The organism is Micromonospora sp. NBC_01392, from assembly GCF_045040125.1.
GTDB lineage: Bacteria > Actinomycetota > Actinomycetes > Mycobacteriales > Micromonosporaceae > Micromonospora.
Genome location: NZ_CP109549.1, coordinates 2,382,123 through 2,408,742 on the forward strand (window position 1 = coordinate 2,382,123; position 26,620 = coordinate 2,408,742).

The window sequence follows — 26,620 nt, forward strand, 5'->3', positions numbered from 1 at the left end:
CTCCTCGCCGCCGCCCCGGTCAGCCCCGCAGGCTCCACTGCTGGTTGGCCCCGCCGGTGCAGGCCCACAGGATCAGTTTGGTGCCGTTGGCGGTGCCGGCGGCGTTGGCGTCCAGGCAGAGCCCGGACTGCTGGCCGGTGATGGTGCCGTTGGCGTTGACGGCCCACTGCTGGTTGGGCTGGCCGTTGCAGTCCCAGATGATCACTGCGGTGCCGTTGCTGGTGCCCTGGCCGTTGGCGTCCAGGCACTTGCTGCCGTACACCTGGAGCTGCCGGCCGGCGGTGACGGTCCAGCGTTGCCCGGTGGCGCTGCCGCAGTCCCAGAGCTGGACCTGGGTGCCGTTGGTGGTGGACGAGTTGGGCACGTCCACGCAGCGGCCGGACTGCCCGCCGACGATCTGCTGGGCGGTGCCGCTCGGCGGCGGCGTGGTCGGGCCGCCGGAGCCCTGCGGGCCGGCGGCGTTCATCACGGTCTGCGCGCCGGCCGGCCAGTTGCCGTTGCTGACCGTCGTGTTGCCGTAGACCACGTTGCCCCGGTCGCCGTTGGTGACGTTGGTGCTGTTGTTCGTCGACCAGTTGTTGGTGAGCGTCCAGTTGCCCATGTTCTCGCCGCCCCAGTAGTTGGCGGTGGCCCAGGTGCCGGTGTTCGAGAAGACGTTGTTGGTGACGGTGTAGTACTTGGAGCCCTCGTCGAAGTAGACGCCGAAGTAGCCGTTGGTTCGCAGGCAGTAGTTCTCGCTGATCAACGCGTTCGGGTCCCAGCCCAGTGTGTAGATGCACCCGCCGTCGTTCATCTGCTGCATCACGTCGTGGACGTGGTTGCCGACCACGCGGTTGTTCGACGCGGTGGTCGGGGTGCTGTAGCGCGGCTGGTAGTTGTACAGACCGCGGCGGGTGTACTCGTTGTTGCCGCCGGCGTCGTTGGCGCCCCAGCCGTACCCGATCGTCAGGCCGGAGTACGGCAGGTTGTAGATCTCGTTGTGGCTGATCGTGGCGTTGGTGACGTACGTGGGCAGCACCGAGCTGATGCCGCGGTAGTCCAGGCCGAGGTCGTGGATCCGGTTGTTGCTGACGGTGATGTCCCGGTTGGTCATCCGGGAGTCGCTCGGGTGGTGCGCGTCGGCGCGCACGCCGCCGATGACGAAGCCGCCGGCCGCGTTGCGGGCGATCTCGGACCGGGTGACGGTGATGTTGCTGGCGCCCAGCCCGACGCCGGTGGCGTGCGCGTTGGCGTCGTTGCCGATGCCCACGGCGGTCTGGCCCAGGTTGACGAACTGCGAGTCGCTGAACGTGATGGTGTTGGCGGCCGAGATCTGCACCGCGGCGGGCATCTGGGACCAGCCCGGTCGGGCCGCCTCGAACTGCTGGCAGCCGGAGGTGCAGGAGCCCCATGCGGGCCAGGACCAGTTTCCGGCGATGTAGGAGCCGGTCTGCTGGTCGACCCAGCCCTGGTTGCTGCTGGGGCCCAGCCAACTGGTGCCGGTGAAGGTGAGGCCGGAGAACGCGATGTGGTGCGCCGGGCTGGCGTAGCTGCCGCCCACGGTGACCAGCGACTGCGTCACCGGGAACTCGACGTCCACGGTGGACATGCTCTGCCCGGAGCGCGGGATGTAGTAGAGCGTGCCGGTGCCGGTGTCGACGTACCACTCGCCGGGGGAGTCGAGGAACTCGTACGCGTTCACCAGGTAGAACGGGCCGGCCCGGAACGGGTTCATCAGGGTGTCGTAGCCGAAGTTGTTGTTGTTCCAGGCCGGCTGCGCCATGGTGAGCAGACCGCCGCTGATGCTCTGCACCGGCGAGTACCGGTCGGTGAACGAGTTGATGCCCTCCACCTCGACCCGGTTGGCGTTGGCCAGGTTGTTCAGGTAGTTCAGGTTGCCGTTGGTGATCCGCAGGCCGGTGGCCGAGGCGCTGAAGTCCGACCGGCTCACCGCCGTCCGGGCCCGGGTGGCCAGTTGCCCGTCGACGTAGAGCTGCCGGGTGTTCTGCCCGGCGCCGACGCTCGCCCGCCAGATGTTGCGGCCGGAGTCGGCGACGGACCAGCCGGTCACCTGCTTCGCGCCGCTGATCACCGGATGCGCCCCGGATGCGGCCTGCCAGCGCACGGTGTGGCCGTTGGCGCCGGAGTCGGCCGCGCCGAACGTCAGCGGCGACGTCACCCGGTAGACGCCGTCGGAGAGCTGCACCACGATGTCGTCCGACATGCCGCCGACCAGCGAGCGCACGGTGGCCTGGGCGGTGGACAACGAGCAGGGCTGGGCGGCGGTGCAGCCGCTGCCGGTGCCGCCGGGGGACGCGTACACGGTGGTGGCGGCGGCCGAGGCGGACGTGGCGAGGGCCGCGCCGGCGACGCCGGCGATCGCCGTGGCCAGCGCGAGGCCGGTCACGGCCGACCGTCGCAGGGCGGATGCGTTCACGGAACCTCCAGCGGCGTGTACAGGTATGACGTCTCATGTTAAGCGGGTGTAAATATCGAAGCAAGTCGATTAACTGGGAGGGGCGCGCGTTGACACCCGTCACCGCCCCGACCTAGGGTCGTCCCACCAGGTGAACCGATTCGACGACCGTTGCCGGGAGCGGGATGAACATCGGTGAGATCGCCCGGCGGGCCGGGGTGTCCCGCAGCACCGTGTCGTACGTGCTGAGCGGCAAGCGGCCGGTCTCGGCGGCCACCCGCCAGCGCATCCAGGCGGTCATCGACGAGCTGGACTACCGCCCCAACGCCAGCGCGCGCGCCCTCAAGGAGGGCCGGACCCGGACCCTCGGCCTGGTCATCCCGCCCGCCAGCCGACGCCTCACCGACATGCAGCTCGGCTTCGTCGCCAGCGTGGTCGAGGCCGCCGCGCGGGCCGACCTCGACGTGCTGCTGTCGCCGTCCGGCGGTGACCACGACCGGTCGTTCGAACGGATCGTGACCGGCCGCCGCGTCGACGGCGTCGTGCTGATGGAGATCCGACTCACCGACGAGCGGGTGACCCGGCTGGAGCAGACCGGCCTGCCGTTCGTGACCATCGGCCGCACCGCCCGACCGGCGGGCACGAGCTGGGTGGACGTGGACTACGACGGCCTCATCGCCAGTTGCGTGCACCACCTGGCGGACCTGGGGCACCGGCACGTCGCCCTGGTGAACCGCTCGGCGGAACTCGTCGCCGCCGGCTACGGCCCCGGCTGCCGGGCGCTGACCGGCTTCGCCGCGGCGGTCGCGGAACGCGGCCTGACCGGCGTCGACGTCTGCTGCGGCGACGACGTCGCCGCCGGTGAGGCGTGCATCGAGGAACTGCTGGCGACCCGTCCCGAGGTCACCGCCGTGGCCACCGTCAACGAGGCGGCGCTGCCCGGCATGCAGCGGGCGCTGGAGTCCGCCGGGCTCGTGGTGCCGCGCGACTTCTCGCTCACCGGGGTCGCCGCGCGGCACTGGGCGGAGAACCTCCGTCCGCCGCTGACCGCCGCGGACGTGCCGATCGTCGACATGGGCGCGGAGGCGGTGTCGCTCCTGCTGGAGCGGATCGCCGCGCCCGGAACCGCGCCGCGGCACCGGCTCTACCGCCCGCCGGTCTCGCTGCGCGCCAGCACCGGCCCGGCGCCGGCGCGCCGCGCCGCGTCCTGACCGCACCCCGGGCCTTCCGCTCACCCCCGCCGCCGCCGGTCGTCGCCGGCGAGCAGCAGATAGCCGCTGGCGGTCCAGGTGTACGCCCGGTCCCGCAGGCCCGCGCCGGTCTTGGCGTCGAAGTTCTCGGCGAAGCCGGACCGTTCGCACAGCAGCCGGAACCGCCGGCTGACCTCGTCGGCGAGCGCGACGTGCCCGGCCCGGCGCAGGCCGTCCTCGATCAGGACGGTGGCCGGGGCCCAGATCGGACCGCGCCAGTACCCGTCGGCCACGTGGTGCGGTGAGTCGAGTGGTTCGGTGGCCAACCCGTGCTCGGTGAGGTGGGCCTCGATCCGGCGGGCGAGCGTGGCGGCGACACCGGCCGGGAGCGTCTCGCCGAGCACGATCGGCATGAGGTCGAGCAGGCTGGTGCTGGACCTGGTTCGCCCGGTCCGCGCGCTGCGTGCGATGAACCGCTCCCCGGTCCACAGCTCGTCCAGCAGCGCGTCGCGGACCTCGCCGGCGACGTCGGCCCACCGCGCCGCCTCCGCCGGGCGGTCCAGTTCGGCGGCCAGCTCCGCGAGGCACTCCACCTGCGTCACCAGCAGGGCGGCGAGATCGGGCGCCTCGACCACCCGGTCGTCGTCGAAGGTCGTGGCGTTGTCCCAGCCGCTGTCGTTGCCGTGCTGGTAGTGCGGCAGCCGCCGGCCGGGCGCCCGCCGGTGGTCCAGCCAGAACGTGGTCCACCGGCTCAGCCGCTCGTAGACCTCGACCAGCTCCGCGCGCGGCACCGCCCGACCGGACCGTCGCCGCAACTGCCGCCACGCCCAGCCGTGTACGGGCGGCTTGACGAAGTTGTGCAGGACCTCCGAGTGCGTCACCGAGTCGGGCAGCGCGCCGGCCGGATCCTGATGGTCGAACGGCAGGTGGAACTGGTGCCGGGCGAGGTCGGTCCGGCCGGCCGCCAGCGCGAGCGCGTTGAAGCAGTGGTCCCAGCTCCACACCTTGTTCATCCAGTGCTTCGACATCAGCGTGGCGGGCCGGGTGACGAAGCCGGCCGGCGCCACCGTGGCCGACCACAACACGTACCCGGCCAGCTCGGCGGCCGGGGTCGCCGGACCGCGCCACGGGGCGACCGCCTCGACGAACGCGGTGAAGTCCGCGTCGGCGGCGGCGACCAGGTCGTCGAAGTCCACGTCGGCCGCGTACGGTCGGCGGGCCGTCGCGTACTCCTCGATCGCCACCTCCCACGGCCGGTCGGCCGGCAGGACCAGGCCGCGGGCCGCGGTGCCGAGCGCCTGCGTGCCGACCGCCTCGGCGGCGCCGGTGAGCACGGTGACCCGGTACCGGCGGCCGGTCTCGTACGAGGTGAACACGAACGCGGCGTCCACCGGGTCGTCGTAGAGGTACGTCCCGCTGAACGGGGTCAGGCTGGCGGCGGCGGCGCTGATCCGCAGCCCGGCCCCGCGGCCCCGCAGCCGGAGCGTGTCCGGGCCCGCGTAGGTCACCTCGACCCGGCCGTGCCGGTCGTGCCAGCTCAGCAGCGCCGGTCGGGCCGTCACCTCGGCGTCGGTCGGCGGGGTGAACCGGAGCACCGGGTGCATGCCGTTGCGGTGCGAGACCAGGTGCAGGTCGTCGGCCCAGGTGTGCTCGGCGACCACGGGGGAGACGCTGAGCCAGGACCCGTAGTGGCTGAACGGGATCTCCCGGACGGAGAACGTCGGGCCGGAGGGGGCGACGGTCATCTGCGGTGACTGCCTTTCTGTGGTGCGGACGGCTCGCTCAGTCCTTGACCGCGCCGGCTGTCACGCCCGCGGCGACGTACCGCTGGGCCACGATCAGCAGGACGGTGGCGGGGACGGAGGCGATCACGGCGGTCGCCATGATGGCGTTCCACTGCTGGTTGTTGTTGCCGATGTAGCGGTAGATGCCGAGGGCCACCGGCCGCGCGGCGCCGCCGGCGTCCAGCGTGGACGCGAACAGGAAGTCCGACCAGGCCCAGAGGAAGGCGAACAGGGACACGGTGATGATCGAGCTGCGGCTCAGTGGCAGCACCACGGAGCGGAACGTCCGCCACCGGCTCGCGCCGTCCATCACGGCGGCCTGGAGCACCTCGCCCGGGATGCCGGACATGAACGCCGTGAAGATCAGCACGCCGAACGGCACGGCGATGGTGGAGTCGGCCAGCACCAGACCGGCCGCCGAGTTGAGCATGCCGAGCCGGAGATAGATGGCGTAGCACCCCATCGCCATGATGATCCCGGGAATCATCTGCGCGATCAGCAGCACGAACCGGAGCACGCCGCCGCCGACCGGGCGCAACGTGGCCAGGGCGTAGCCGGCGGGCGCGGCGAGGGCCACGGTCAGCGCCACCGTGCCGAGCCCGATCAGCAGGCTGGTGCCGAGGTACGGCAACTGGTCGCGCAGCACCGCCTGGTAGCCCTCGACGGTGCCGTGCGCCGGGAACAGGTGCGGCGGGTCGGCGCGCAGGTCGGTGTCCCGGGTGAGGGACACGTTGACCATCCAGTAGACGGGGAACAGCATCAACGCGGTGAACACCAACCCCAGGCCGGTACGCCACCAGCCGCCCCGGCCCCGCCCGCTGCTCACCACCGCTGCCTCCGCTGGGCCCGGACGTAGGCCAACCCGAACCCGAGGGCGACCACGATCAGCAGGTTGCCGACCGCCGCGCCCGGCCCGAACTCGGGCAGCAGGCTGCCGAAGCCGAGCCGGTAGGACCAGGTGGCGAACGTCGTGGACGAGTCGGTCGGACCACCCCGCGTCATGATCCAGATGATGTCGAAGACCTTCAGCGTGTAGATCAGCCCGAGCAGCAGGGTGATCGCCGACACCGGCCGCAGCAGCGGGAACGTGATCCGCCAGAACCGTTGCGGCCCGCTCGCCCCGTCCAGCGCCGCGGCCTCGTACACGTCGGTCGGGATCGCCTGGAGGCCGCTGTAGAGGACCACCAGGTTGAACGGGACGCCGATCCAGATGTTCGCGATGATCACCGAGACCAGCGACCACCGCGGCGACGTCAGCCAGTTGACCGGGTCGACGCCGAGCGCGCCGAGCGCGGCGTTGACCACGCCGGCGTCGCTGTTGAGCATCCACGACCAGGTGGAGGCCGAGACGATCAGCGGCAGCAGCCAGGGTACGAGGAACAACGCCCGCAGCGTCGCCGACAACGGGAAGTGCCGGTGGAAGAAGACCGCGAGCGCCAGCCCGATGGCGAATTGGAACAGCAGCGACACCGCCGTGAACACCGCCGTGTGGGCGAGCGCCGGCCCGAACGTCGGGTGGGTCAGCACGTCCCGGTAGTTGTCCAGCCCGGCGAACGGGGCGCCGCCGGAGACGAACGACCGGACCGTGTAACGCCGCAGGCTCAACTCGACGTTGCGGTAGAGCGGGTAGGCGTAGAAGGCCAGCAGATAGATCGTGACCGGGGCCAGGAACGCCCACGCCGTCCACCTGTCGGTGCGGTTTCGGCTCATGGAGCTACTTGGCGACCGCGCCCTGGGCGGCGGACAGCGCCGCCCGTGGCGTCTTCGCACCGCTGAGCGCGCCCTGCACGGCGGTCCAGAGCTGCTCGGAGATCTTCGGGTACCGCGTGCCGAGGTCGTCGCCGGTGCGGCCCTTGGCGGCGTTCACCGCGTCGACCCACACCTTCAGCGCGGGGTCGGCCGCGACCTGTTCGCGTTGCACGGCCGCCACCGGCGCGACGTACGACAGCGTGGTGTCGGTGGTCAGCAGGTTGTCCGGGCTGGTCAGGCAGGACACCAGGCGGCGCGAGACGTCGTACCGGCCGGTGTCGCGCTGCACCGGGACGGAGACGAACTCGCCGCCGGTCGGGGCCGGTGCGGTGCCGCCGGCGCTGGCCGGCACCGGGATGATCCCGTACGCGAAGTCGAGCTTCTCGGCGTTGGCGCGCTGCCAGGTGCCGTTCTCGGCGAACGCGAAGTCACCACCGGCGAACTCCTGCCAACTGGTCGTCTGGGTGTTGTTGATGACGGAGTTCGGCGCGTACCCCCGGGTCAGCCAGTCCTTCCACAGCGTCAGCGCGGACACCGCCGGCGGCGAGTCCAGCGCGGTGAGGCGGGCGCCGGAACCCCAGAACCAGGGCAGGAACTGGAAGCTGCCCTCCTCGGTGCCGATCGCCGAGAAGGTGATGCCCTTCTTGCCGGCGGCCGTGACCTTCGCCAGCGCGGCGGTCAGCGAGGGCCAGTCCGTCACCGACGCGACGTCCACGCCGGCCCGACCCAGCAGATCCTTGTTGTACCAGAGGGCGAGCGTGTTGGCCCCGATCGGGACGCCGTACGCCCTGCCGTCGAGCCGGCCGGCGCCGAGCAGGTTGGGCGCGGACGCGGAGGTGTCCAGCCCGGTCTCGTCCGCCGAGGTCAACGCGCCGGCCTGGGCCAGCGTCGAGATCACCGGGTTGTCGATGATCAGCACGTCGGGTGAGTTGCTCTGCTGGGCCGCGAGCAGCGCCTTGTTGGTCAGGTCGGTGGTGTCGTAACCGGTGCGGCGCACCGTCACGCCCGCGGCGCTGCCGCAGCTCTGGAGCAGCTTCTCCCAGTCGGATCCGGCGGCGAACTGCGGATACGGGTCCCAGATCGTGTACGCGGCCCCGCCGGTGCCGCGATCCGGGCCGTCCGTCGCGGCGCAGGCGCCGCCGGCGAGGACGAGAGCGGTCAGGGCGGCGCCGGCCACGCCCCGCCGCCACGCGGATGTCGTCATGGTGTGCCCCCTCGGCAAGCGGTGGGCGAATCGGTTCGACCGAACATAGGCCGCTCCGGCAAGACGGTCAAGATGTTCGATGCCTGCTCAGGAAACACCGATGTCACGGGCGGGTCATCGCGTTGACATTTATCGATGTCAAAGCCTAAGCTGCGCGGCGAATCGATTCGCCAGGACGTCCTCCGCAGCATCCCCGCCCTGCCGAAGGAGTCACCAGTGGACCTCCCCCGCCCCCGGGCACCCCGGATCCGTGGCCTCGCCGCCCGGATCGCGGCCGGCGCCGTCGCCGTCGTCTGCTCGCTCGCGGTCGTCGCGGCCCCCGCCCGGGCCGCCGACGAGTCGCTCACCGTCACCTTCTCCACCGCGCTCGGTACGCCGACCTACCGTGGCTCGGGCTGGATCTACGGGATGACCGAGAACGGTCAGAACCCGCCGGACAACTACTTCCGGGACGTACGGTTCCGGGCCATGCGCGCCGGGGGCGCCCAACTGCCGGGCCAGGGCTGGGTCGGCGGTGGCTACGACCGCCGGTGGACCGCCACCGTGGCGCAGGCCCGGCGCACCACGGCCCTGGGCGGCACGTTCGTGCTGCTCGACCACGACCTGTGGGGCGCCGACGGCGCCGCGATCAGCCGCTTCCCCGGCGACAACGGCGACTGGAGCGACTACGACCGCTTCCTGGACCGGCTCTTCGCCGACGTGCGCGCGGCCGGCATCACGGTGCAGTGGGACATCTGGAACGAGCCGAACATCAGCCTGTTCTGGAACCGGCCCCAGTCGCAGTACTTCGAGCTGTGGCGACGCACCTACCAACGCATCCGCGCCACGTTCCCGGGCATGCTGATCGTGGGGCCGAGCTGCGCCTGCGTGCCGTCCACCAGCGGGTGGTGGACGCAGTACCTCGACTACGTCAAGGCCAACAACGTGGTGCCGGACATCTTCAGCTGGCACTCGCTGCCCGGCGACCCGGTGGCGAACGTGGCCACCGCCAACCAGACGCTCGACTCCCGGGGGATCCCGCACCCGCGAGCGCACCAGATCAACGAGTACGGCGCGTCCAACCAGCAGAACCCGGCCGGCGGGGCGTGGTACCTGGCCCGGCTGGAACGCGCCGGCGCGGACGGGCTACGGGCCAACTGGGCCGGCGGCCAGAACCTGCACAACGACCTGGCCAGCCTGCTCACCCGCAACTCCAGCGGGCAGTACCAGCCCAGGGGCGAATGGTGGGCCTACCAGTTCTACGGCTCGATGACCGGCCAGGTCGTCGCGGTCACGCCGAGCGCCTCCTACGACGCGTTCGCCACCCGGGACGCCGGCTCGGCGAAGATCCTGGTCGGCGGCAACTCGACCACCGGCAACGTGGCGGTCAACCTCCAGCGGCTCGACGCCACCAGCGGCCTGGTGGTCAACAACCAGGTCCGGGTGGTTGTGCAGAACATCCCGTACAACAACGGCGGCGCCGTGGCCGGCCCGGTCACGGTCCGGGACAGCGTGGTGACACTGGCCAACAACGGCACCACGGTCACCGTGTCGCACGCGAACATCAACGACACGTCCACCGTCACCCTGCTGCCGCCCGGCGGCGGCGGACCCACCAACCAGAACGTCCAGATCGTCGGCGGCCAGTCCGGCCGGTGCGTGGACGTGCCCGGCTCCACCACCACCAACGGCGCCCAGGCCCAGCTCTGGGACTGCAACGGCGGCGCCAACCAGCGCTTCAGCTACACCTCGGGCAAACAGCTCACGGTGTACGGCACCAAGTGCCTGGACGCGTCCGGTCAGGGCACCGCCAACGGCACCGCGGTGGTCATCTGGGACTGCAACGGCCAGGCCAACCAGCAGTGGAACCTCAACGCCGACGGCTCGATCACCGGCGTGCAGTCCGGGCTGTGCCTGGACGCCAGCGCGTTCGGCACCACCAACGGCACCAAGGTCCAGCTCTGGCAGTGCCTCAACGGCGCCAACCAGCGCTGGACCCTCCGCCCCTGACGTAAGGCGGGGCCCCTTCTTAGAGGTCCTAACTTAATGATGGTGGGCGTAACCGAACTTAATGATGGTGGGCGTAACCGACCGGACGTGAGGGTCGTTTCCTCTGAACGTGAGGAGGGGTGAGCAGCCGCCGTGGATCGTCTCGGACGAGTTGTGGGCCGAGATCGCACCGCTGCTGCCACCCCGCCCACCACGGCGCAGCCGGTATCCAGGGCGTAAGCCCTTCGATGACCGCAAGGTGCTGTGCGGGATCTTGTTCGTGCTCTACACCGCGATCCCCTGGGAGTACCTGCCTCAGGAGCTCGGGTTCGGCTCCGGAATGACCTGCTGGCGCCGGTTGCGGGACTGGAACAACGCCGGCGTGTGGCAACGGCTGCATGAGGTGCTGCTGGCCCGGCTGCGCGGCGCGGGGCAGTTGGACATGTCCAGGGCGGTGATCGACGGCTCCCACATCCGGGCGCTCAAGGGCGGCCCAAAACCGGCCCGAGCCCGGTCGACCGCCGCAAGCCTGGCTCGAAACACCACGTCATCACCGACGCCAGCGGCATCCCCCTCGCCGTCACGCTGACCGGCGGCAACAGGCACGACTCCACCCAGACCACCGCCCTACTCGACGCCATCCCGCCCATCGGCGGCCGGCCAGGACCACCGAGGCGGCGCCCCGACCGGCTGTACGCCGATCGGGGCTACGACTACGACAGCCACCGCCAACAGATCCGCGCCCGCGGCGTCACCCCCGTCATCGCCCGACGCGGCACACCCCACGGCTCCGGCCTCGGCACCCACCGATGGGTCGTCGAACGCACCATCGCCTGGCTGCACTGGTTCCGCCGCCTACGCATCCGCTGGGAAATCCGCGACGACATCCACGAAGCCTTCCTCAGCCTCGCCTGCGCCCTCATCTGCTGGCGCCAACTCCAACGTTAGGAGTTCTTAACGCATTCTGCATAGAAGGGGCCCCGCCTCACACCTCAGCGCCAGCTCCACCGCTGGTTGGCGCCGCCGTTGCAGGACCAGAGCACCAGCCGTGTGCCGTTGGCCGTGCCCTGGCCGTTCGCGTCCAGGCAGAGCCCCGACTGCACGCCGGTGACGGTGCCGTTCGCGTTGACGTTCCACTGCTGGTTGGGCTGCCCGTTGCAGGTCCACACGATCACCGCGGTGCCGTTGGCGGTGCCGGCGCCGCTCGCGTCCAGGCAGAGGTTGCCGGCGAGCTGCAACTGCCGGCCGGAGGTGGCGGTCCAGAGTTGGCCGGACTGCCCGGCGCAGTCCTGCAACTGCACCTGCGTACCGGAGCTCTGGCCCGGTGCGGTCACGCACCGGCCGGACTGCTCACCCGCCAGTTGCCGGGCGGACGTCGGCGGCGAGGTGGTCGGCGGCGGCGTGGTCGGCGGGTTCGTCGGCGTGGTGCCGTCGAACTGGGTGAAGAACCGCCAGACCACCGCCTGGGTCCAGGACCGCTCGCCGGGTGCGAACGGGTCGGCGGTTCCGTCCACGGCGTTGGGGGCGTGCGGCCCGTCGAACGCGGCCCAGGCGACCGGGTAGCCGGCCCGGCAGCCCGAGTAGTAGGTGACGACGTGCGTCAGGCTGCCCTGCGCCGGCTCGGGCGGACTCTGCGGGGTGCAGCCGTTGTTCCGGACGAACTGGTCGCGCAGCGAACGCCCCGCCGAGATCGGCAGCGTGCCGTCCCGCAGCCCGTGAATTCCCAGGTACGCGATGGGCTGGGTGCCGCCGTTGCACCCGCTGAGGTTCGCGCCCGAGTAGACCGCGACCGCGCGGAACACGTTCGCCCGGGCGCACGCGAGGGCGTAGCTCATGCCGCCGCCGTAGCTGAAGCCCATCGCGTACCGCTGCGTGGTGTCGACGCAGAGGCCGGCTTCGAACGTGCGGACCATGTCGTCGACGAAGGTCAGGTCCTGACCGTTCGGGTTGGCCCAGCCGTTGCCGTTGCCCTGCGGCGCCACGAAGATCGCGCTGTTGTTCGCCAGCGCCCGGACCCCGTAGTAGGACCAGGGATAGCCGCTGGTCCCGCCGGAGTCGACGTCACCCGCGGTGCCGCCGTTCCAGTGGAAGCCGAAGATCAGCTTGTACGGGCGGTTGTTGTCGTAGTTGTCGGGGATCCGCAGGATGTACGAGCGGTTCTGGCCGCCGCTGGAGATCGTGTGCGAGCCGCTGGTCAGCGCCGGCGCCTTGCCGCAGCCGGCGGTCGCCGCCAGCGGGCCGACGCCGACGGGCCCTTGCCCGGCGGCGAGCGCGGCGCCGCTCATGGCGAGCACGAGCCCCGCCACCCCCGCGACGACGCCGACGACGAGCCGATGTCTCGGCATGACGTACTCCTTCCGTCAAGAGTGAGAAGGGGCCCCTTCTATGCCGGAGGCGTTAAGAAGGGGCCCCGCCTTTCAGGTCAGCTGCGGGGGGTCCAGAGCTGGTTGGAGCCGTTGTGGCAGTCCCACAGGTTGATCCGCGTGCCGTTGACGGTGCCGTAGCCGGCCGCGTCCAGGCAGCGGCCGGACTGCACGCCGCTGATGGTGCCGTTGGCGTTGAGGTTCCACTGCTGGTTGGCCTGGCCGTTGCAGTCCCAGATGATGACTGCGGTGCCGTTCGCGGTCCCGCGCCCGTTCGCGTCCAGGCACTTGTTGCCGAGCACCTGCAACTGCTTGCTGGCGGTGTACGTCCAGCGCTGCATGGTGCCGCCCCAGCAGTCGTACAACTGCACCTGGGTGCCGTTGGTGGTGCTGCCGTTCGGCACGTCCAGGCAGCGACCCGAGCCGGCACCGACCAGTTGCACGTTCTGGTAGGTGCCGCCGCCGGTGCCCGGGGTGCCGATGCTGCCCGACACCGACTGCAACGCGGCGTACCAGACGGCGGCCATCTTGTCGTAGCCGGTGGCCGTCGGGTGGATGCCGTCGATCAGGTCGGCGGTGGTCAGCGCCGCGTGCTGGTCGACCAGGTGGACACGCTTGCCGGCGTTCACCTTGGACTGCACGATGCCGGGGAGGGCGGCGTTGAACGTCCGCACCGCCGACTCCTGGCCGGCGTTGGCCAACGGGATGATCTGCGCCACGAACACGTCGGCGTTGGGCGCCGTCGTGGTGATCCGGTCGATCAGTGTGGAGAGCCGGTTCGGCGCGGTGGAGACGTTGTAGTTCTGCAGGATGTCGTTGGTGCCGATGTGCAGCAGCACGGTGCGCGGCTGGTAGGTGTTGAGCCAGCCGGTGATGTTGGCGTCGATCTGGTCGATCCGCCAGCCCGGGTGGCCCTCGTGGTCGTGGTCGCCGAGGTTGCCCGGCCCGTTGAACTGGGAGCCGACGAAGTCGATCCGGTAGCCACCGGCGGCGAGCCGTTGCCACAGCCCGATCCGGGAGCCGCCCGGGACCTGGGTGCCCTCGGTGATCGAATCACCGAGCGGCATCACCCGCACCCCGCCGTTGGACTCGGCCGCCGCCGGGCCGGCCGGGGCCAGCACGCCGGTGACCGACAGGGCCAGCGCCGCAACCGCGGCGAGCCATTTTCCGGTACGCAATGTCTACTCCTCTCAGGGGCTGGTGCAGGTCAGGGACGGGGTCGACGGCGAGCCGTTGGCGAGGAAGCCGAACGTGGTCGAGCCGGCGGCCGGCACCGAGCCGTTGTAGGACACGTTGCGGACCGTCGCCGTGGAGCCGCTGGTGCTCAGCGTCCCGCCCCAGATCTGGCTGATGCTCTGGCCGCCGGCCAGGCTCCAGCCCACCGTCCAGCCGTTGATCGCCGAGGTGCCGGCGGTGACCGTCACCTCGCCCTGGAAGCCACCGGACCAGGTGCTGGTGGTGCGGTAGCTGGCGGTGCAGGGGCCGTTGGTCGGCGGCGGCGTGGTCGGCGGTGCAGTGGTGGGCGGCGGGGTCGTCGGCGGCGGGGTGGTGGGCGGCGGGTCGGTCGGCGGGGTGCTGGTGCCGGAGCTGAACCGCCAGTGGTCGAGGTTGAACAGCGAGCCGCTGCCGCCGGTGAACCGCAGGTACAGGTCGTGGGTGCCGGTGGCGCCGCTGACCCCGCAGGTCGTGTCGGCCCAGGTCTGCCACCCGCCGGTGCCGGACACCCGACAGGTGCCCACGAGCGGGCCGCTGGTGCCGTCCAGGCGCAGCTCGATGCTGCCGCCGCTACCGGCCGAGGCCACCCGGGCGGTGTACGAGGTCGCACCGGTGCCGAACGCCACGCCCTTGACCTTGATGTAGTCCCCGTTGTCGATGTAGCCGACGTTCATCCCGCCACCGCTGGCCACCTCGGTCTCGACGCCCTGCCCCCAGGCGATCGTCTCGGCCTCCTGCCGGACGTACGGGTTCAACGTGCCGACCTGCGGCGCGCCCGTGGTGGTCATGGAGATGGTCGGGATCGAGCCGTCCGCGCCGTAGGTGAACTTCTCCACCGCCACCGACCTGGTGAAACCACCGCCGCCCGGTAGCGCGCCGTTGTGGTAGAAGAGGTAGGAGCCGCCCTTGTAGTCGACGATCCCGGGGTGGTTGGTGAAGCTGCTGCCCTGGGTGGGCATGACCGTCCCGCGGTAGGTCCACGGCCCGAGCGGGCCGGGTGCGGTCGAGTAGGCGAGGAACTCCGAGCAGCACTTGGCGGCGAACACGTTGTAGTAGAGGTTGTTGCGCTTGTAGACCCACGGCCCCTCCTCGTACAGGGTGGGCCGGTTCGCGTCCCCGGTCCGCGTACCGAAGCCCGCGGTGGTCAGCGGGATCTGCGTGGGGCTGCCCGAGTACGAGGTCATGTCCGCGTTGAGCTTGACGTACCACAGCTTCGGGTTGCCCCAGTAGAGGTACGCCTGGCCGTCGTCGTCGATGAACACGGTGGGGTCGATCTCGCCGTTGCTCACCAGCGGACGGCCGATGGCGTCCCGGAACGGGCCGGTCGGGCTGTCGGCGACCGCCACCCCGATGCCCATCTGGCCGGTCGCCCGCACGACCATGGGTACGTACCAGTAGAACTTGCCGTTGCGGTAGATCGCCTGGCCGGCCCACGCGTCCTGCTTGGCCCAGCTGAAGGTGGCGAGGCTGAGCGGGGAACCGTGGTCGGTCCAGTTGACCATGTCGTCGGACGAGTAGACCCGCCACTCCTTCATGGTGAACCAGGTCGAGTTGTCCTCGTCGTGGCCGGTGTAGAGGTAGACCCGGCCGTTGTAGACAAGCGGTGCCGGGTCGGCCGTGTAGATCGTCTGCACGATCGGGTTGTCCGCCCGGGCGATCGCCGGGAACAACCCGATCATCGCGAGCAGGCTGGCGATCAGCGCGAGCCGGCGTCGGCCGGCTCGCTTTGATAGCGCTAACATTGTTTTCCTCTCGGTGGTGGGGGGTGCGGGGAGATCTCAGCGGTAGCCGGCGGCCACGACGTTGGCCTGGACCGCGTTCTCCGTCGCGTCGGACGGATAACCGGCGACCATGGCGCCCTCGTAGAACGTGCCGGCGCTCAGGTTGGCGCCACCGCCGGGCTTGCAGCAGTCGCCGCCGCTGCCCAGGATGATCGCGCCCTGCTTCTTCATCGGGCTGTAGCCGGGGGGCAGCGACCCGTCGTAGAGCGTGTACAGGTTGCCGGACTGGGCGTTGCTGCCCTTGATGGCGAACCGTGAGGTGCCGTTGTTCTTCAGCGTGGCGGTGACGAACTTGCTGGTGAAGGCGCGCTGGTTGGGGTTCCAGGTCTGGCTGCCGCCGGGGTAGAGGCCCCACTCCAGGTCGGCCTGGACCCAGGGGCCGCTGCCGGAGCAGCCGCCGAACCAGCAACTGGTGCCGAAGTAGATCGCGTCCATCGCGCCGGCGGCGTCCGCGCTGCGGGTGGTCTCGCTGTTGCCGTAGTCGAAGCAGCAGCCGCTGTTGACGTGCGTGCCGCTGGTGACCATGTACATGCCCTCCGGCGCGCTGCCGGTCGGCACGCCGGTCAGGTGACCGTCGCGCCAGTAGCTGTTGCCGGGGTTGATGTAGAGCGAGTACGCCTTCGCGCCGCCGACGGTCAGCGCCTCGCTGGTCGCGGTGGCGGGCCGGCTGGACGAGGAGCCGGGGACCTGCGCGGAGCCCTGGTACCACAGGTCGTTGCCGCGTCCCGACTGGTCGTAGACGACAGTGATCACGCAGGTCGTGCCGCCGCAGAACGCGTCCTGGCCGGCGGCGTCGGCGTAGCCGCCGGCGCCCAGCGCGCCGATGTTGCGGGTGGCGCTGTCCGACGAGCGACGGACCTGGTAGAGGTTGCCGCCGTACGCCGAGAACAGCGCGCGGGTGGTGCTGTGCGCCGCCACACAGGGCGTGCCGCCGGCGGCGTAGATGTCACACGGCCGGCCACCGGTCGGCGGCGGCGAGGTGGGCGGCGGGGACGACGGCGTGGTGGACGTGGTCCACCGCTGGTTGGCCTGGCCGTTGCAGGTCCAGAGGATCAGCTTGGTGCCGTTGGCGGTGCCGGCGGCGTTGGCGTCCAGGCAGAGCCCGGACTGCTGACCGGTGATGGTGCCGTCGCCGTTGACGGTCCACTGCTGGTTGGCCTGGCTGTTGCAGTCCCAGATGATCACGGCGGTGCCCGGGCTGGTGCCCCGGCCGTTGGCGTCCAGGCACTTGGTCCCGTAGACCGTGAACTGCCGCGCCGACGTGTAGGTCCAGGTCTGTGCCGCCGCGCCGGTGCAGTCGTACAGCTGGACCTGGGTGCCGTTGGTGGTGCTGCCGTTCGGTACGTCCACGCAGCGTCCGGACTGCACGCCCACGACGGCGCCCGGCCCGGGGGCGGCGACCGCCGTCCGGGCCTGGGCGGTCAGGACGGTGCCGCCGGCGGTCAGGACGAGGGCCAGGGTGGCGACCAGCAGTCGTGGTCGTCCGGAGCGGAGGGATCGGGGACGGGGGATGGCCATGACGGCTCCTCGGGTGCGCAGGCTCCGGGGCCGTCCGTACCGGCACGGAGCCTCACGGGTGGTGACCGTCGGTGAAGCGCTAACACCCGCTGCGCGCACTCGGCCGCCCGTGCGGCGCGCGAGGTGTCCGGCCCGGCACGAGGCGGCGCTCCCGGAGGTGCCTCGGTGGTGGCATACCGGTCGCTGATGTTATCGCGAACATCGACGTGAGTAATTAGAACACATCGATGTCGACGACCGCGCGGCGAGCGGGCCGGGCATTCGGGCCGGAGCTTCGGGCACGGCTCGGGCAGGCCACGGCCCGAGCCGTCGCCCGGATCGGTCGAGCGACCCGCCCGGAGGCAGGGCGGACCGGTTCTCCGCCCTGGTCCGCATCAGGCTCGGCGCGCCTGTCACCCGGCGTGCACGGCGACTCCGCCGGGGGGCAAGACGGCGCTCAGCGCGTCCGCTTCGTCGCCCGCTTGCGCGGCGGGGTCAGCAGGTCGGCGATGGCGGCGATCGCGGACGGCACCACCCGGTAGTACGCCCAGACCCCGCGCTTCTCGCGTTCGAGCAGCCCGGCCTCGGTGAGGATGCGCAGGTGATGGCTCACCGTCGGCTGGGACAGCCCGAGCGGGGCGGTCAGGTCACTCACCGACGCCTCACCCTCCGGGGCGGACTGGATCAGACTGATCAGCCGCAGCCGAGCCGGGTCGGCGAACGCCTTCAGGACGCCCGCGAGGCGCTCGGCGTCGGCACGCTTGATCGGCTCGCCGGTCAGCGGCGAGATGGACGGCATCGCTGTTTTCGCAGTTCCCACGCCCTCCATAGTCGCACCGACACCATCAATGGGACGGCAAAACCGCCGACCATCACCGGCGGTGAATCTCCGCGGGACCGGGCGGAGCGCCGGACGGGACCACATCCGAAGATCGGATGACCTAGTCTCGGCCCTCCATGCCGGTCGATGAACACACCACGCGGGGAGTCAGGAAGATGCGATTCAAGCGACATGCGGCGCGCTGGGGGTCGGCCCTCGCGGTCGCGATCGTCGGTGCGAGCATGCTGAGCGGCGCGGCCGCGCAGGCGGTTGGCGGGGCCGCGCCCGTCGCGGACGGGACCTACGCGTTCACCGCCAAGGTGGAGAACGACCTGCGGGCCTGCACCGGGGCGCTGGTGGATCCGCTGTGGGTGCTGACCGCCACCACGTGCCTGGCGGAGGATCCGCAGACGGTCCCGGCGGGCGCACCGCCACGCCCCACCACCGTCACCGTCGGCCGGACGGACCTGTCCTCGACCGGCGGGCACCGGCTCGCCGTGATCAGCGTCGTGCCACACCCGACGCGCAACGTCGTCCTGCTGCGCCTGGAGAAGTCCGCCACCGGCGTCGCGCCGGTGACGATCGGCACCGCCCCGGTGGTCGACGAGCAGCTCACCGCGGCCGGATACGGCCGCACCGCCACCGAGTGGGTCCCGGACCGGCTGCACGCCGGCGACGTCACCGTACGGGGCGTCGCCGCCGCCTCGGTGGAACTCGACGGCACCGCCTCCGGAGCCACGCTCTGTCGTGGTGACGCGGGCGGCCCGGCCCTGCGTACGGCCGCCGGGGTGGTGACCCTCGTCGGCGTGCACGACCGGTCATGGCAGGGCGGCTGCCTCGGCGAGACCGAGACCCGCCGGACCGCCACCGCCACGCGGGTGGACGACCTGGGCGACTGGATCGTGGCCGGCAAGGCGACCGTCCCGCTGGTGATCGGCCTCCGGGCCCGGGTGAACTCGCGGTACGTCACCATGGGCGGGCACCTGACCACCCCGCTGATCGCCAGCCGCACCACCATCGGCGCCTGGGAGAAGTTCGACCGGATCGACGTCGGCGGCGGGTACGTCGCCCTCTACTCGCGGACCGTGAACCGGTACGTGACCGCGCCGGTCAACGGGGGTGTCGCGCCGCTGATCGCCAACGCCGCCGCGCTCGGCGCGTGGGAGAAGTTCACGCTCGTCCGGAACAGCGACGGCAGCACCAGCCTGCTGGCCAACGCCAACAGCAAGTACGTCTCCGCCGACAACGGCGGGGCGAACCCGCTGATCGCCAACCGGGCCGAGATCGGCCCATGGGAGAAGTTCGACGTGGTCGAGTCCGCGTACTGACGACCGACCGGCCGGCCAGGGGCACCGACATCTCCGGTGCTCCTGGCCGGTCGGCATCCCGACCCTCATGGCGGCTCGTCCCCGCCTTGCCACGGACCCGACAATGGAACCGCTGACGCCCACCGGGCGCAACGGGGGAGGGCACAGGTGAATCAGGCAGGCGAGCCGGCCCCGTCCGGGCCGACGCCGGGCGCGTCGTCGCGGACCACCCGGATCCGTCAGCTCCGGCTGGTGGGGCTGGTGGTCGTGCTGGCCCTCCTCGCGGCGGCGATGATCCCGATCGTGCTCCAGTTGGGCCCACCGACCCGCGACGACCTGATGGAGCGGGCCGGTCTCAAGGGCAAGGCGCAACTGCTCATCGGGCTCAAGGACGACCAACCCGGGGTCTCCCAGCGACTGTCGAACGACGTCTGGAAGGGTTTCGACGTCGACATCGCCTACCTGATCGCCGGCTACCTCGGGTTCGACCGGTCCCAGGTGCGGTTCCTGCCCATGGAGAGCGAGGACCGGGCCCGCCGCCAGGCCCGCGACCGCGACGGGTTCGTCACCGTCGACATGGTGATCGCCTCCTACAGCATCACGAAGGAGCGGGAAGAGGAGGAGGGGGCCGTCTTCTCCGCGGCCTACCTGCAGACCGAGCAGTCGGTCGTGACGCTGGCCAGCGACAAGGGCCCGGTGAGCAGCCTGGAGGATCTGGCCGGTCGGACCGTCTGCACGCTGACCACCTCGACCGCCATTCCGCGCCTGCGTCAGGCCCGGGCGAAGCCGATCGGCCGGAACCGGATCAGTGAGTGCGTGCAGGAGCTGCACGACGGCAAGGTGGACGCGGTCAGCAGCGACGCGGCGATCCTCGCCGGCTTCGTCACCGGCGACCGGTCGGGCGACGAGGGTCAGCGCTTCCCGAGCCTGCTCCGCAACGCCAAGCCGCTGCGGCACTGGGACATCGGCGAGTCGGCCGCGGAGAAGTGGGGCGTCAACACCGGCCCGAACGAGGCGCTCCGCGACCTGGTGGATCTCGCGCTCGACGACTCGGCCACGAACCCGCGGAACTCGGCCTGGGAGCAGGCGTACGACGCCAACTTCCGCTGGCAGCAGCGTTTCAACCTCCCGCAGCCGGTCGCGGTACAGCAGCAGCCCGACCCCAGGAAGGTGGAGGTACGGCAGTGGCCGTGGGAGAGGATCGCACTGCCGGCCCCGGCATCCTCCGGATCACCGGCGGCCCGGCCAAGAGCGGCCGGCCCCGCCGGATGGCCGGGGCCCGGCAGGCGCAGCAGTGGCTGCTGACGCTCCTCCCCGCGTTTCCCGTCCTGCTCCTGGTGCTGCGGCTGTGGCAACTCAGCCGCCAGGACATGTCGACGATGCTGCTGCTGGTGCAGTACGTCAGCCCGCTGGGCCTGCTCAGCGCGCTGCTGATCGCGTTGGTCTGGGCCTTCCCACTGGTCGTGCTGATGTTCGGGGTGCTCGGGCGGCTGCTGCGGCTCAGCGCCCCGGAGCGCTTCGACCCGGACCGGTCGCTGCTCGCCTCCTGGACGGCGCGTACCCCCGGCTGGGTGGCCACCGCGGCGGTCGCGCTCGGCGCGCTCACCTGGCAGCTCCGCTTCCTGCCGACCCTGCTGATGCTGGCGCTCTGCCTGCTCGCGCTGCGTACCCGCTACCTGTATCCCGACCAGCCGAACCGGATCCTCCTGGTCAGCGTGGCGATCCCGCTGGCCGTGGCGGTGCTGGAGTACGCCGCGCTGGCCCCGGCCGCGTGGGCGGCGCTGCACGTCGGTGAGCCGACCACCGCCGTGCTGCTGGTGGTGCCGCCCGCCGCCACCGTGCTGCTCACCGGCGCGATCCCCGGGTGGATCGCGCCGGCGGTCACCCACGGCCTGGCGTACGCGGTCGCGGCCGTGCTGCCGCTGGTGACCGGCGCGGTCTTCCTGGCGGCGCCGGTGCTGCCCACCACCGCGGTCGAGGTCGCCCCACCGGTCTCCGAGACCGCGACGGGGGGCGGCGAGGTCGCCCCGGAGGTGGTGCTCGGTGCGTTGATCACCGTCACCGACACCTCGACGATCATGCTGGACCGGGCGGCCGTCGTCCGGTTCCTGCCCAACGACCACGTGCGTTCGCAGGTTCTCTGCCCGCAGGCCCGTGCGGTGCCGTACGGCGTGGTGGCGGTGCACGGCTGGCCGGTGGAGGAGACCGTGCTCGACTGGATGATGCTCCGGCGGCCGGTCACCGTGCGGGACGTTCGCTGCGACGGCCGTCTCCCCGCCGGGGACCAGCGCGGCCGGGCCCCGCGTTGACGGTCGGTCCGTCCCCGTGGCGGTGTGGCGACCGGTGGTCAGGTGCGGCGCAGCACCAGGGTCGCGAAACCCAGCAGGTTGCGGTAACCGCGCAACCATCCGTCCCGGTGCGCCCGGGCGACCGTGAGCGCCTCGGCGGCGTCGGGGTGGCCGGGGTTGTCGAGCGCCCACTCGGTGAGCGAGCCGACCCACGACCATTCGTAGTTGTCCCACTCGGCGGCGTCGCTGAGGTGCGCGTACACCGGGGTCCAGCCGGCCTCCTCGGCGGCGTCCACCAGGCCGGCGAGGTCGGTGTGGTCCTCCGGTTTCGCCTCCAGCGCGGCCAGCGCCTCCGGCGTCGGCGGCGCCTGCCAGAAGCCCTCACCCACCAGCAGGATCCCGTCCGGGTTCACGTGCCGGCCGGCGGCCCGCAGCGTCCCGGCGAAGCCGTCGAAGATGTGCGTCGAACCCACGCACAGCACCAGGTCGTAGTCGCCGTCCGGCACGTAGCCGCGGGCGTCGCGTTCGTGCAGCGTCAGCCGGTCGGCGAGGCCGCGCGTCTCGGCCGCCGCGGCGGCGTGTTCGAGCGCGTGGTGGCTGACGTCGACGCCGTCCGCGTGGCCGTCCGGATAGTGGGCGAGGGCCTGCATGGCCCAGGCCGCCCGCCCGCAGCCGAGGTCGAGGATGCGCGCCGCCGGCCGCCGGTCCGCCCGGCGCAGGAGCCGGTTGACGTTGACGCCGGAGACCGGCGCCGCGATCGGGTGGTGCGAGTGCGCGATGTCACTGAGTCGTTGACGATCCACGGTTGACAGTGAACACCAGCGGCCGGGCGCGACGTCGGCACATTTCATGGGGCCGGGTCGGGGTGCGGCCGGAACCGGCGCGCGAAGCGGCGGGTCGTGACCGCGACCGTGACGACGGCGACGGCGGCGACGAGGGCGCCGGCGGCGATGTCGCCGGGGTAGTGCACGCCGGTCCAGACCCGGGCGAAGCCGATGACCACCGCCAGGATCGTGAGCACCGCGCCCCAGCGCCGGGACAGGAAGACGCCGACCGCGAGGGCCAGGGTGAACGCGGCGGTGGCGTGGTCGCTGGGCAGCGACGGACCGGTCGCGTGCGGGATCAACTGGTGCACGTGATGGGTCTGGAACGGCCGTACCTCGGTGCTGAGCGCGGCGGTCACCCGGCCCAGCGCGAACGCGAGCGCGAGCGCGGCGAGCACGCGCGCCACGGCGCCGGCGGCCGGCCGGCCGGCGCGGACCACCGGCACCACCGCCAACGCCCCCAGGAGGTAGATCAACCAGACCGCCGCCCACTCGAACGCGTCGTCGACGGCGTCGACCCGCCCCGCCCCGGCGTTGATCACCTGGAACAGGTGGTAGTTCACGACGCCACCGCCCCTCCTCGGCTGCCCGACCCGTGTCCGGGTGGGCTTCCACGCTCGCACACGGGCGTCGCCGCAGGCCGGGAAAGCGCCGAATTCCGCACGCCGGCCCGGGGGCGCGCCGCCGCGGTGCGCCCCCGGGACCGGCGGGTATCGACGATTGTGGTGGTTCGTCCACACGGGACATCGCGCTGCTCCCGGCGAACATAGCCTGGCCGCGCCGGAACTCCTTTGCCGGCGTTGCCAGTGGACGAACGGGGGAACAGGCCGTGAGAGGTCGCCGAAGGCGCCCGGGCGGGACGACACTACGTGCCGTCATCGCCATGACCACCACCATGATCGTGACAGCGACGACGTTCGCGTCACCGGCCAGCGCGGCGGATCCGCTGACGCCGGCGGACCGGGCCCGTTGCGTGGAGCTGATGCGCACCGGCGGCCCCGCCGTCTCGCGGGCGGCCGAGGTCGCGTTGACCGGCTCGGACGCGGACCTCCGCGAGTTCCTCGACACCGGCTATTCCGAAGCGGTGGCGCACGACAGCCGGGCCGTGGTGGAGCAGTACCAGGAGATCGGTGGGTCCAACACGAGGCAGGCGGCCGAGGCGGCGTTGGCCGGCACCCCGGCCGACGTGCAGCGGTTCCTGGAGAGCGGCTACGAGGCGCCGCTCGCCCTCGACCTGCGGGTCCGCGCCGCCCAGGTGATGACCGTGGGCGGTCCCCAGGTGAAGGCCGCGACCCAGCGCGCGCTGACCGGCACCCCGGAGGACCTGGAGCGGTTCTTCTTCCTGGAGCTGGGCAACGCGCGGATGCTCGACGACCGGGTGCGGATCGGCCAGATCATGACCGCCGGTGGTCCCGCCGTCCGCGAGGCCGCGCAGCAGGCGCTCGCCGGCACCGACCGGGACCTGCGTGACTTCCTGGTCCGCGGGCAGCACGTGGCACGGGCCCGGGACCAGGAGGTGAGCACGCTCACCCAGTTGGTCAGCCAGGCCAAGGAGGCCGGCGAGATGGCGGCCGAGGAGACCGAGGCCGCCAAGAACGCGTCCGCGCAGGCGGTGGAGGCGGCCCGGCTGGCCAAGGCCGCCGCCGAGCGCGCCAAGGCGGAGACCGAGGCGGCCCGCGAGTCGGCCAAGCGCGCGTCCAGCGCCGCCGCCCGGGCGGCGGACGCGGCGGCCCGGGCGGCCGACGCGGCCCGCACCGCGGTCGGCGCCGCGCGGGCGGCCAACAACGCCGCCCGGCTGGCGTCGAACGCCGCCGCGCGCGCCGCCTCGGCGGCCACGCTCGCCGGGCAGGCGGCGTCCCGCGCGTTCGGCGCCGCCGCCAACGCGGCGACCGACGCGACCAAGGCCGCGGCGGCCCGCACGGCCGCCGCCGAGGCACGCCAGGTGGCGGTCAACGCCCGCAAGGCGGCCGACGCCTCGCTCGCCGCCGGCAACGCGGCCCAGGCCGCCAGCGGCGCGGCATCCGCCGCGGCCAGCGCCGGCAACAACGCCGCCGCCGCGGCGACGGCGGCCGCGGCCGCCGGCAACTACTCCAACGTGGCGGCGGCGGAGGCCGCGCGGGCCCGGGCCGCCGCCGCGGCGGCCCAACGCAACGCCGCGGCGGCGACCCGCGCCGCGAACGCCGCCGAGCGGTTCGCGCTGAAGTCGGCGCAGGCCGCCCGGCAGGCGTACCAGGCGGCGTTGGACGCGGCGAAGCACGCGGAGGCAGCCGCGGTGGCCGCGGACGACGCCGCGGCGCACGCCGGCGAGGCCGCCACCGCAGCGGCTCGGGCGACGGCGGCCGCCACCGCCGCGACCACCGCCGCGAACACCGCGACCGAGGCGGCCAACCAGGCCGTGCAGGTGGAGGAGGACGCGCGCCTGGCGGACGCCGAACGCCTGGCCGACCAGACCGAGGAGGGCAAGGCGGACGCGGCCGAGGCGCGCGTCGCCGAGCAGGAGCGACTGGACCGGGCCGCGGCGGACGCCGCGGAGGAGGCGCGGCTGGACGAGCAGACCCGGCAGTGGCTGGCCGAGGCCAGCGCCCCCGGCGCCTCGTCGGAGGTCGTCCTGTCCAGCGGGCGTCGGGCCGCCGCGCGTCTGATGACCACCGGCGGCGACTGGACCCGGGCGGCGGCGGGCGCGGCGCTCGCCGGCTCCGAGGCCGATCTCCGCAGCTTCCTCGCCACCGGGCGGGAGGCCGCCGCCGAGGAGGACGACCGGATGAAGGTCCGGCACATCGCCGCCACCGCCGACAAGCCGGCGCTCAAGACGGCGGCGGAGACGGCGCTGACCGGCTCGCACGACACCGTGGTCACCTTCCTGGAGACCCGGGAGTACCCGGGCAAGGACACCGACGACCGGATCAGGATCGGTCAGTTGATGACCGCCGGCGGTACCCAGATGAAGGCGGCGGGGCAGGCCGCGCTCAACGGCACCCCCGCCGACCGGCACGAGTTCCTGACCACCGGGCAGTACGCCGCGGCCGAGCTGGACGACCGGGTCCGGGTCGGCCAGATCATGACCGCTGGTGGTCCGGAGGTGAAGTCGATGGCCCAGATCGCGCTCACCGGCCCCCGGTCGTACCTGAAGGACTTCCTCACCGACGGGCAGTTCCGCGCGCAGCGTCGGGACGCCGAGACGGCCACCCACATCGCCCGGGTCCGTGGTCTGGTCTCCGAGGCGCTGCGGTACGCCGCCGACGCCCGCCGGGACGCCGCGGAGGCGCAGCGGGTGGCGGCGGTCGCCCGCAAGGCGGCCCAGGACGCGGCGCGCTACGCCGAGCAGGCCGCCACCGCGGCCAGCCAGGCCGCCGGTTACGCCGACCAGGCCCGCACCTCGGCGCAGCAGGCGGCGGCGTCCGCGGTGCAGGCCGCGGCGTCGGCGCAGGTGGCCCGCGACGCGGCGGCCGCCGCGCAGCGGGACGCCCAGGCGGCGGCGCGGTCCGCCGCGACGGCCGACGCCGCCGCGGCCCGGGCCGCCTCCTACGCCGACGCCGCCCAGCGGGCTGCCGCGCAGGCCCGCGCCTCGGCGCTGGCCGCCGGCAAGAGCGCGCAGGAGGCGGCGGCGGACGCCCTGGCGGCGCTCGACGCCGCGGTGCGGTTGCAGCGGGAGGAGCAGTCCCGCGGCGGCCCCGAGCAGAGCCCCTGGGAGGTGCCGGTCCCGGGTCAGGACCCGCCACGGGACCCGCCGTTCCGACTGGGCAACCAACTGCTCGGCAACAACCTGCTGGCCCAGGCGGCCGTCAAGTTGTGGGGCGGCCAGTGCTTCGCCGGCCAGAAGCAGATGATCTGCTACGGCGTGCAGACCCCGAACGGGCGGCCGATCACGATCGGCGACTACCTGCTCTACCCGGACTCGTCGAGTGAGCTGCTCCAGACCGTGAACGCCGAGGCCGCCGAGCGGGAGGCGCTGCGCCAGGCCGGCGTGGACGCCGGGACGTACGGCCCGGACCTGCTCGAACACGAGGCACGACATTCCGATCAGTGGCAGCACTTCAGCCCGCCGAACTTCCTGGCGCTCTACTTCTCCGGCACCGCCCTGTCGTACCTGCTCACCGGCACCGACGGCGACGCCAACCCGTGGGAGATCGGGGCCAATCCCTGGAAGGGCGGATACTGGGAGCATGGCAAGGAACCGGCGCAACCCAGCTGGCTCGAACCGGTGGCCAAGTGCATGCTGGGTCTCTGCTGGTGAG

At 72.2% G+C, this 26,620-nt stretch carries 19 protein-coding genes; 7 read left to right on the top strand and 12 right to left on the bottom strand.

What is annotated here, in order from left to right; translation table 11 throughout:
• Positions 1 to 19 precede the first annotated feature (19 nt).
• Positions 20 to 2,416 carry an RICIN domain-containing protein gene (locus tag OG767_RS11050; protein ID WP_405093313.1) on the bottom strand — a complete coding sequence of 799 codons (2,397 nt, stop codon included), beginning with the start codon at positions 2,414 to 2,416 and terminating at the stop codon, positions 20 to 22.
• A 164-nt stretch (positions 2,417 to 2,580) separates the two neighbouring features.
• Between OG767_RS11050 and OG767_RS11055 the strand changes: the two genes are divergently transcribed.
• A complete protein-coding gene (locus tag OG767_RS11055) occupies positions 2,581 to 3,606 on the top strand; it encodes a LacI family DNA-binding transcriptional regulator (protein WP_405093314.1) in 1,026 nt (341 codons plus the stop codon).
• Positions 3,607 to 3,626: 20 nt separating this feature from the next.
• Here the strand turns inward: OG767_RS11055 and OG767_RS11060 are convergent, their stop codons facing one another.
• The 4 genes from OG767_RS11060 to OG767_RS11075 form a co-directional block, all read right to left on the bottom strand.
• Positions 3,627 to 5,330, bottom strand: coding sequence for an amylo-alpha-1,6-glucosidase (locus tag OG767_RS11060; protein ID WP_405093315.1), 1,704 nt, complete (start codon positions 5,328 to 5,330; stop codon positions 3,627 to 3,629).
• A gap of 37 nt (positions 5,331 to 5,367) precedes the next feature.
• Positions 5,368 to 6,129: a carbohydrate ABC transporter permease gene (locus OG767_RS11065; protein WP_405094190.1), complete on the bottom strand. Its 762-nt coding sequence runs from the start codon at positions 6,127 to 6,129 to the stop codon at positions 5,368 to 5,370.
• A 62-nt stretch (positions 6,130 to 6,191) separates the two neighbouring features.
• Positions 6,192 to 7,079: a carbohydrate ABC transporter permease gene (locus tag OG767_RS11070; RefSeq protein ID WP_405093316.1), complete on the bottom strand. Its 888-nt coding sequence runs from the start codon at positions 7,077 to 7,079 to the stop codon at positions 6,192 to 6,194.
• 4 nt (positions 7,080 to 7,083) lie between these two features.
• A complete protein-coding gene (locus OG767_RS11075) occupies positions 7,084 to 8,322 on the bottom strand; it encodes an extracellular solute-binding protein (protein WP_405093317.1) in 1,239 nt (412 codons plus the stop codon).
• A gap of 216 nt (positions 8,323 to 8,538) precedes the next feature.
• Here OG767_RS11075 and OG767_RS11080 point away from each other — a divergent pair, with 216 nt between their 5' ends.
• Positions 8,539 to 10,311, top strand: a complete 1,773-nt coding sequence (locus OG767_RS11080; RefSeq protein ID WP_405093318.1) for a ricin-type beta-trefoil lectin domain protein — start codon at positions 8,539 to 8,541, stop codon at positions 10,309 to 10,311.
• Between the two features lie 136 nt (positions 10,312 to 10,447).
• A protein-coding gene (locus OG767_RS11085; RefSeq protein WP_405094181.1) for an IS5 family transposase occupies positions 10,448 to 11,238 on the top strand; the annotation gives its coding sequence in 2 pieces (ribosomal slippage) (positions 10,448 to 10,784 and positions 10,784 to 11,238; 792 coding nt in all).
• Positions 11,239 to 11,282: 44 nt separating this feature from the next.
• Here OG767_RS11085 and OG767_RS11090 read toward each other — a convergent pair.
• The 5 genes from OG767_RS11090 to OG767_RS11110 all read right to left on the bottom strand — a co-directional run bounded on the left by OG767_RS11090 (position 11,283) and on the right by OG767_RS11110 (position 17,975).
• A complete protein-coding gene (locus OG767_RS11090; protein WP_405093319.1) occupies positions 11,283 to 12,635 on the bottom strand; it encodes a ricin-type beta-trefoil lectin domain protein in 1,353 nt (450 codons plus the stop codon).
• 77 nt (positions 12,636 to 12,712) lie between these two features.
• Positions 12,713 to 13,831, bottom strand: a complete 1,119-nt coding sequence (locus tag OG767_RS11095) for a ricin-type beta-trefoil lectin domain protein (RefSeq protein ID WP_405093320.1) — start codon at positions 13,829 to 13,831, stop codon at positions 12,713 to 12,715.
• Between the two features lie 12 nt (positions 13,832 to 13,843).
• Complete coding sequence (locus OG767_RS11100; RefSeq protein WP_405094191.1) at positions 13,844 to 15,547, bottom strand: family 43 glycosylhydrolase; 1,704 nt, start codon at positions 15,545 to 15,547, stop codon at positions 13,844 to 13,846.
• 99 nt (positions 15,548 to 15,646) lie between these two features.
• Complete coding sequence (locus OG767_RS11105) at positions 15,647 to 17,167, bottom strand: arabinofuranosidase catalytic domain-containing protein (protein WP_405093321.1); 1,521 nt, start codon at positions 17,165 to 17,167, stop codon at positions 15,647 to 15,649.
• Positions 17,168 to 17,603: 436 nt separating this feature from the next.
• The gene (locus OG767_RS11110) at positions 17,604 to 17,975 is read right to left on the bottom strand and encodes a helix-turn-helix transcriptional regulator (protein ID WP_107156381.1); all 372 of its coding nucleotides are present in this window, start codon (positions 17,973 to 17,975) and stop codon (positions 17,604 to 17,606) included.
• A gap of 167 nt (positions 17,976 to 18,142) precedes the next feature.
• Here OG767_RS11110 and OG767_RS11115 point away from each other — a divergent pair, with 167 nt between their 5' ends.
• From OG767_RS11115 to OG767_RS11125, 3 genes are all read left to right on the top strand, one after another.
• Entirely contained in the window at positions 18,143 to 19,294 is a 1,152-nt protein-coding gene (locus tag OG767_RS11115) for a trypsin-like serine protease (protein ID WP_405093322.1), read from the top strand.
• A 147-nt stretch (positions 19,295 to 19,441) separates the two neighbouring features.
• Complete coding sequence (locus OG767_RS11120; protein WP_405093323.1) at positions 19,442 to 20,578, top strand: transporter substrate-binding domain-containing protein; 1,137 nt, start codon at positions 19,442 to 19,444, stop codon at positions 20,576 to 20,578.
• Positions 20,542 to 21,582 (top strand): hypothetical protein, encoded by a 1,041-nt coding sequence (locus OG767_RS11125; RefSeq protein ID WP_405093324.1) that lies wholly within the window; start codon positions 20,542 to 20,544, stop codon positions 21,580 to 21,582. Before OG767_RS11120 ends, OG767_RS11125 begins: the two co-directional genes overlap by 37 nt.
• Before the next feature lie 38 nt (positions 21,583 to 21,620).
• Here OG767_RS11125 and OG767_RS11130 read toward each other — a convergent pair whose 3' ends face one another.
• Both OG767_RS11130 and OG767_RS11135 read right to left on the bottom strand, forming a co-directional pair.
• A complete protein-coding gene (locus OG767_RS11130) occupies positions 21,621 to 22,364 on the bottom strand; it encodes an SAM-dependent methyltransferase (RefSeq protein WP_405093325.1) in 744 nt (247 codons plus the stop codon).
• A 44-nt stretch (positions 22,365 to 22,408) separates the two neighbouring features.
• Complete coding sequence (locus OG767_RS11135; RefSeq protein WP_405093326.1) at positions 22,409 to 22,948, bottom strand: phosphatase PAP2 family protein; 540 nt, start codon at positions 22,946 to 22,948, stop codon at positions 22,409 to 22,411.
• A gap of 320 nt (positions 22,949 to 23,268) precedes the next feature.
• Between OG767_RS11135 and OG767_RS11140 the strand changes: the two genes are divergently transcribed.
• Positions 23,269 to 26,619, top strand: coding sequence for an ALF repeat-containing protein (locus OG767_RS11140; protein ID WP_405093327.1), 3,351 nt, complete (start codon positions 23,269 to 23,271; stop codon positions 26,617 to 26,619).
• Position 26,620 lies beyond the last annotated feature (1 nt).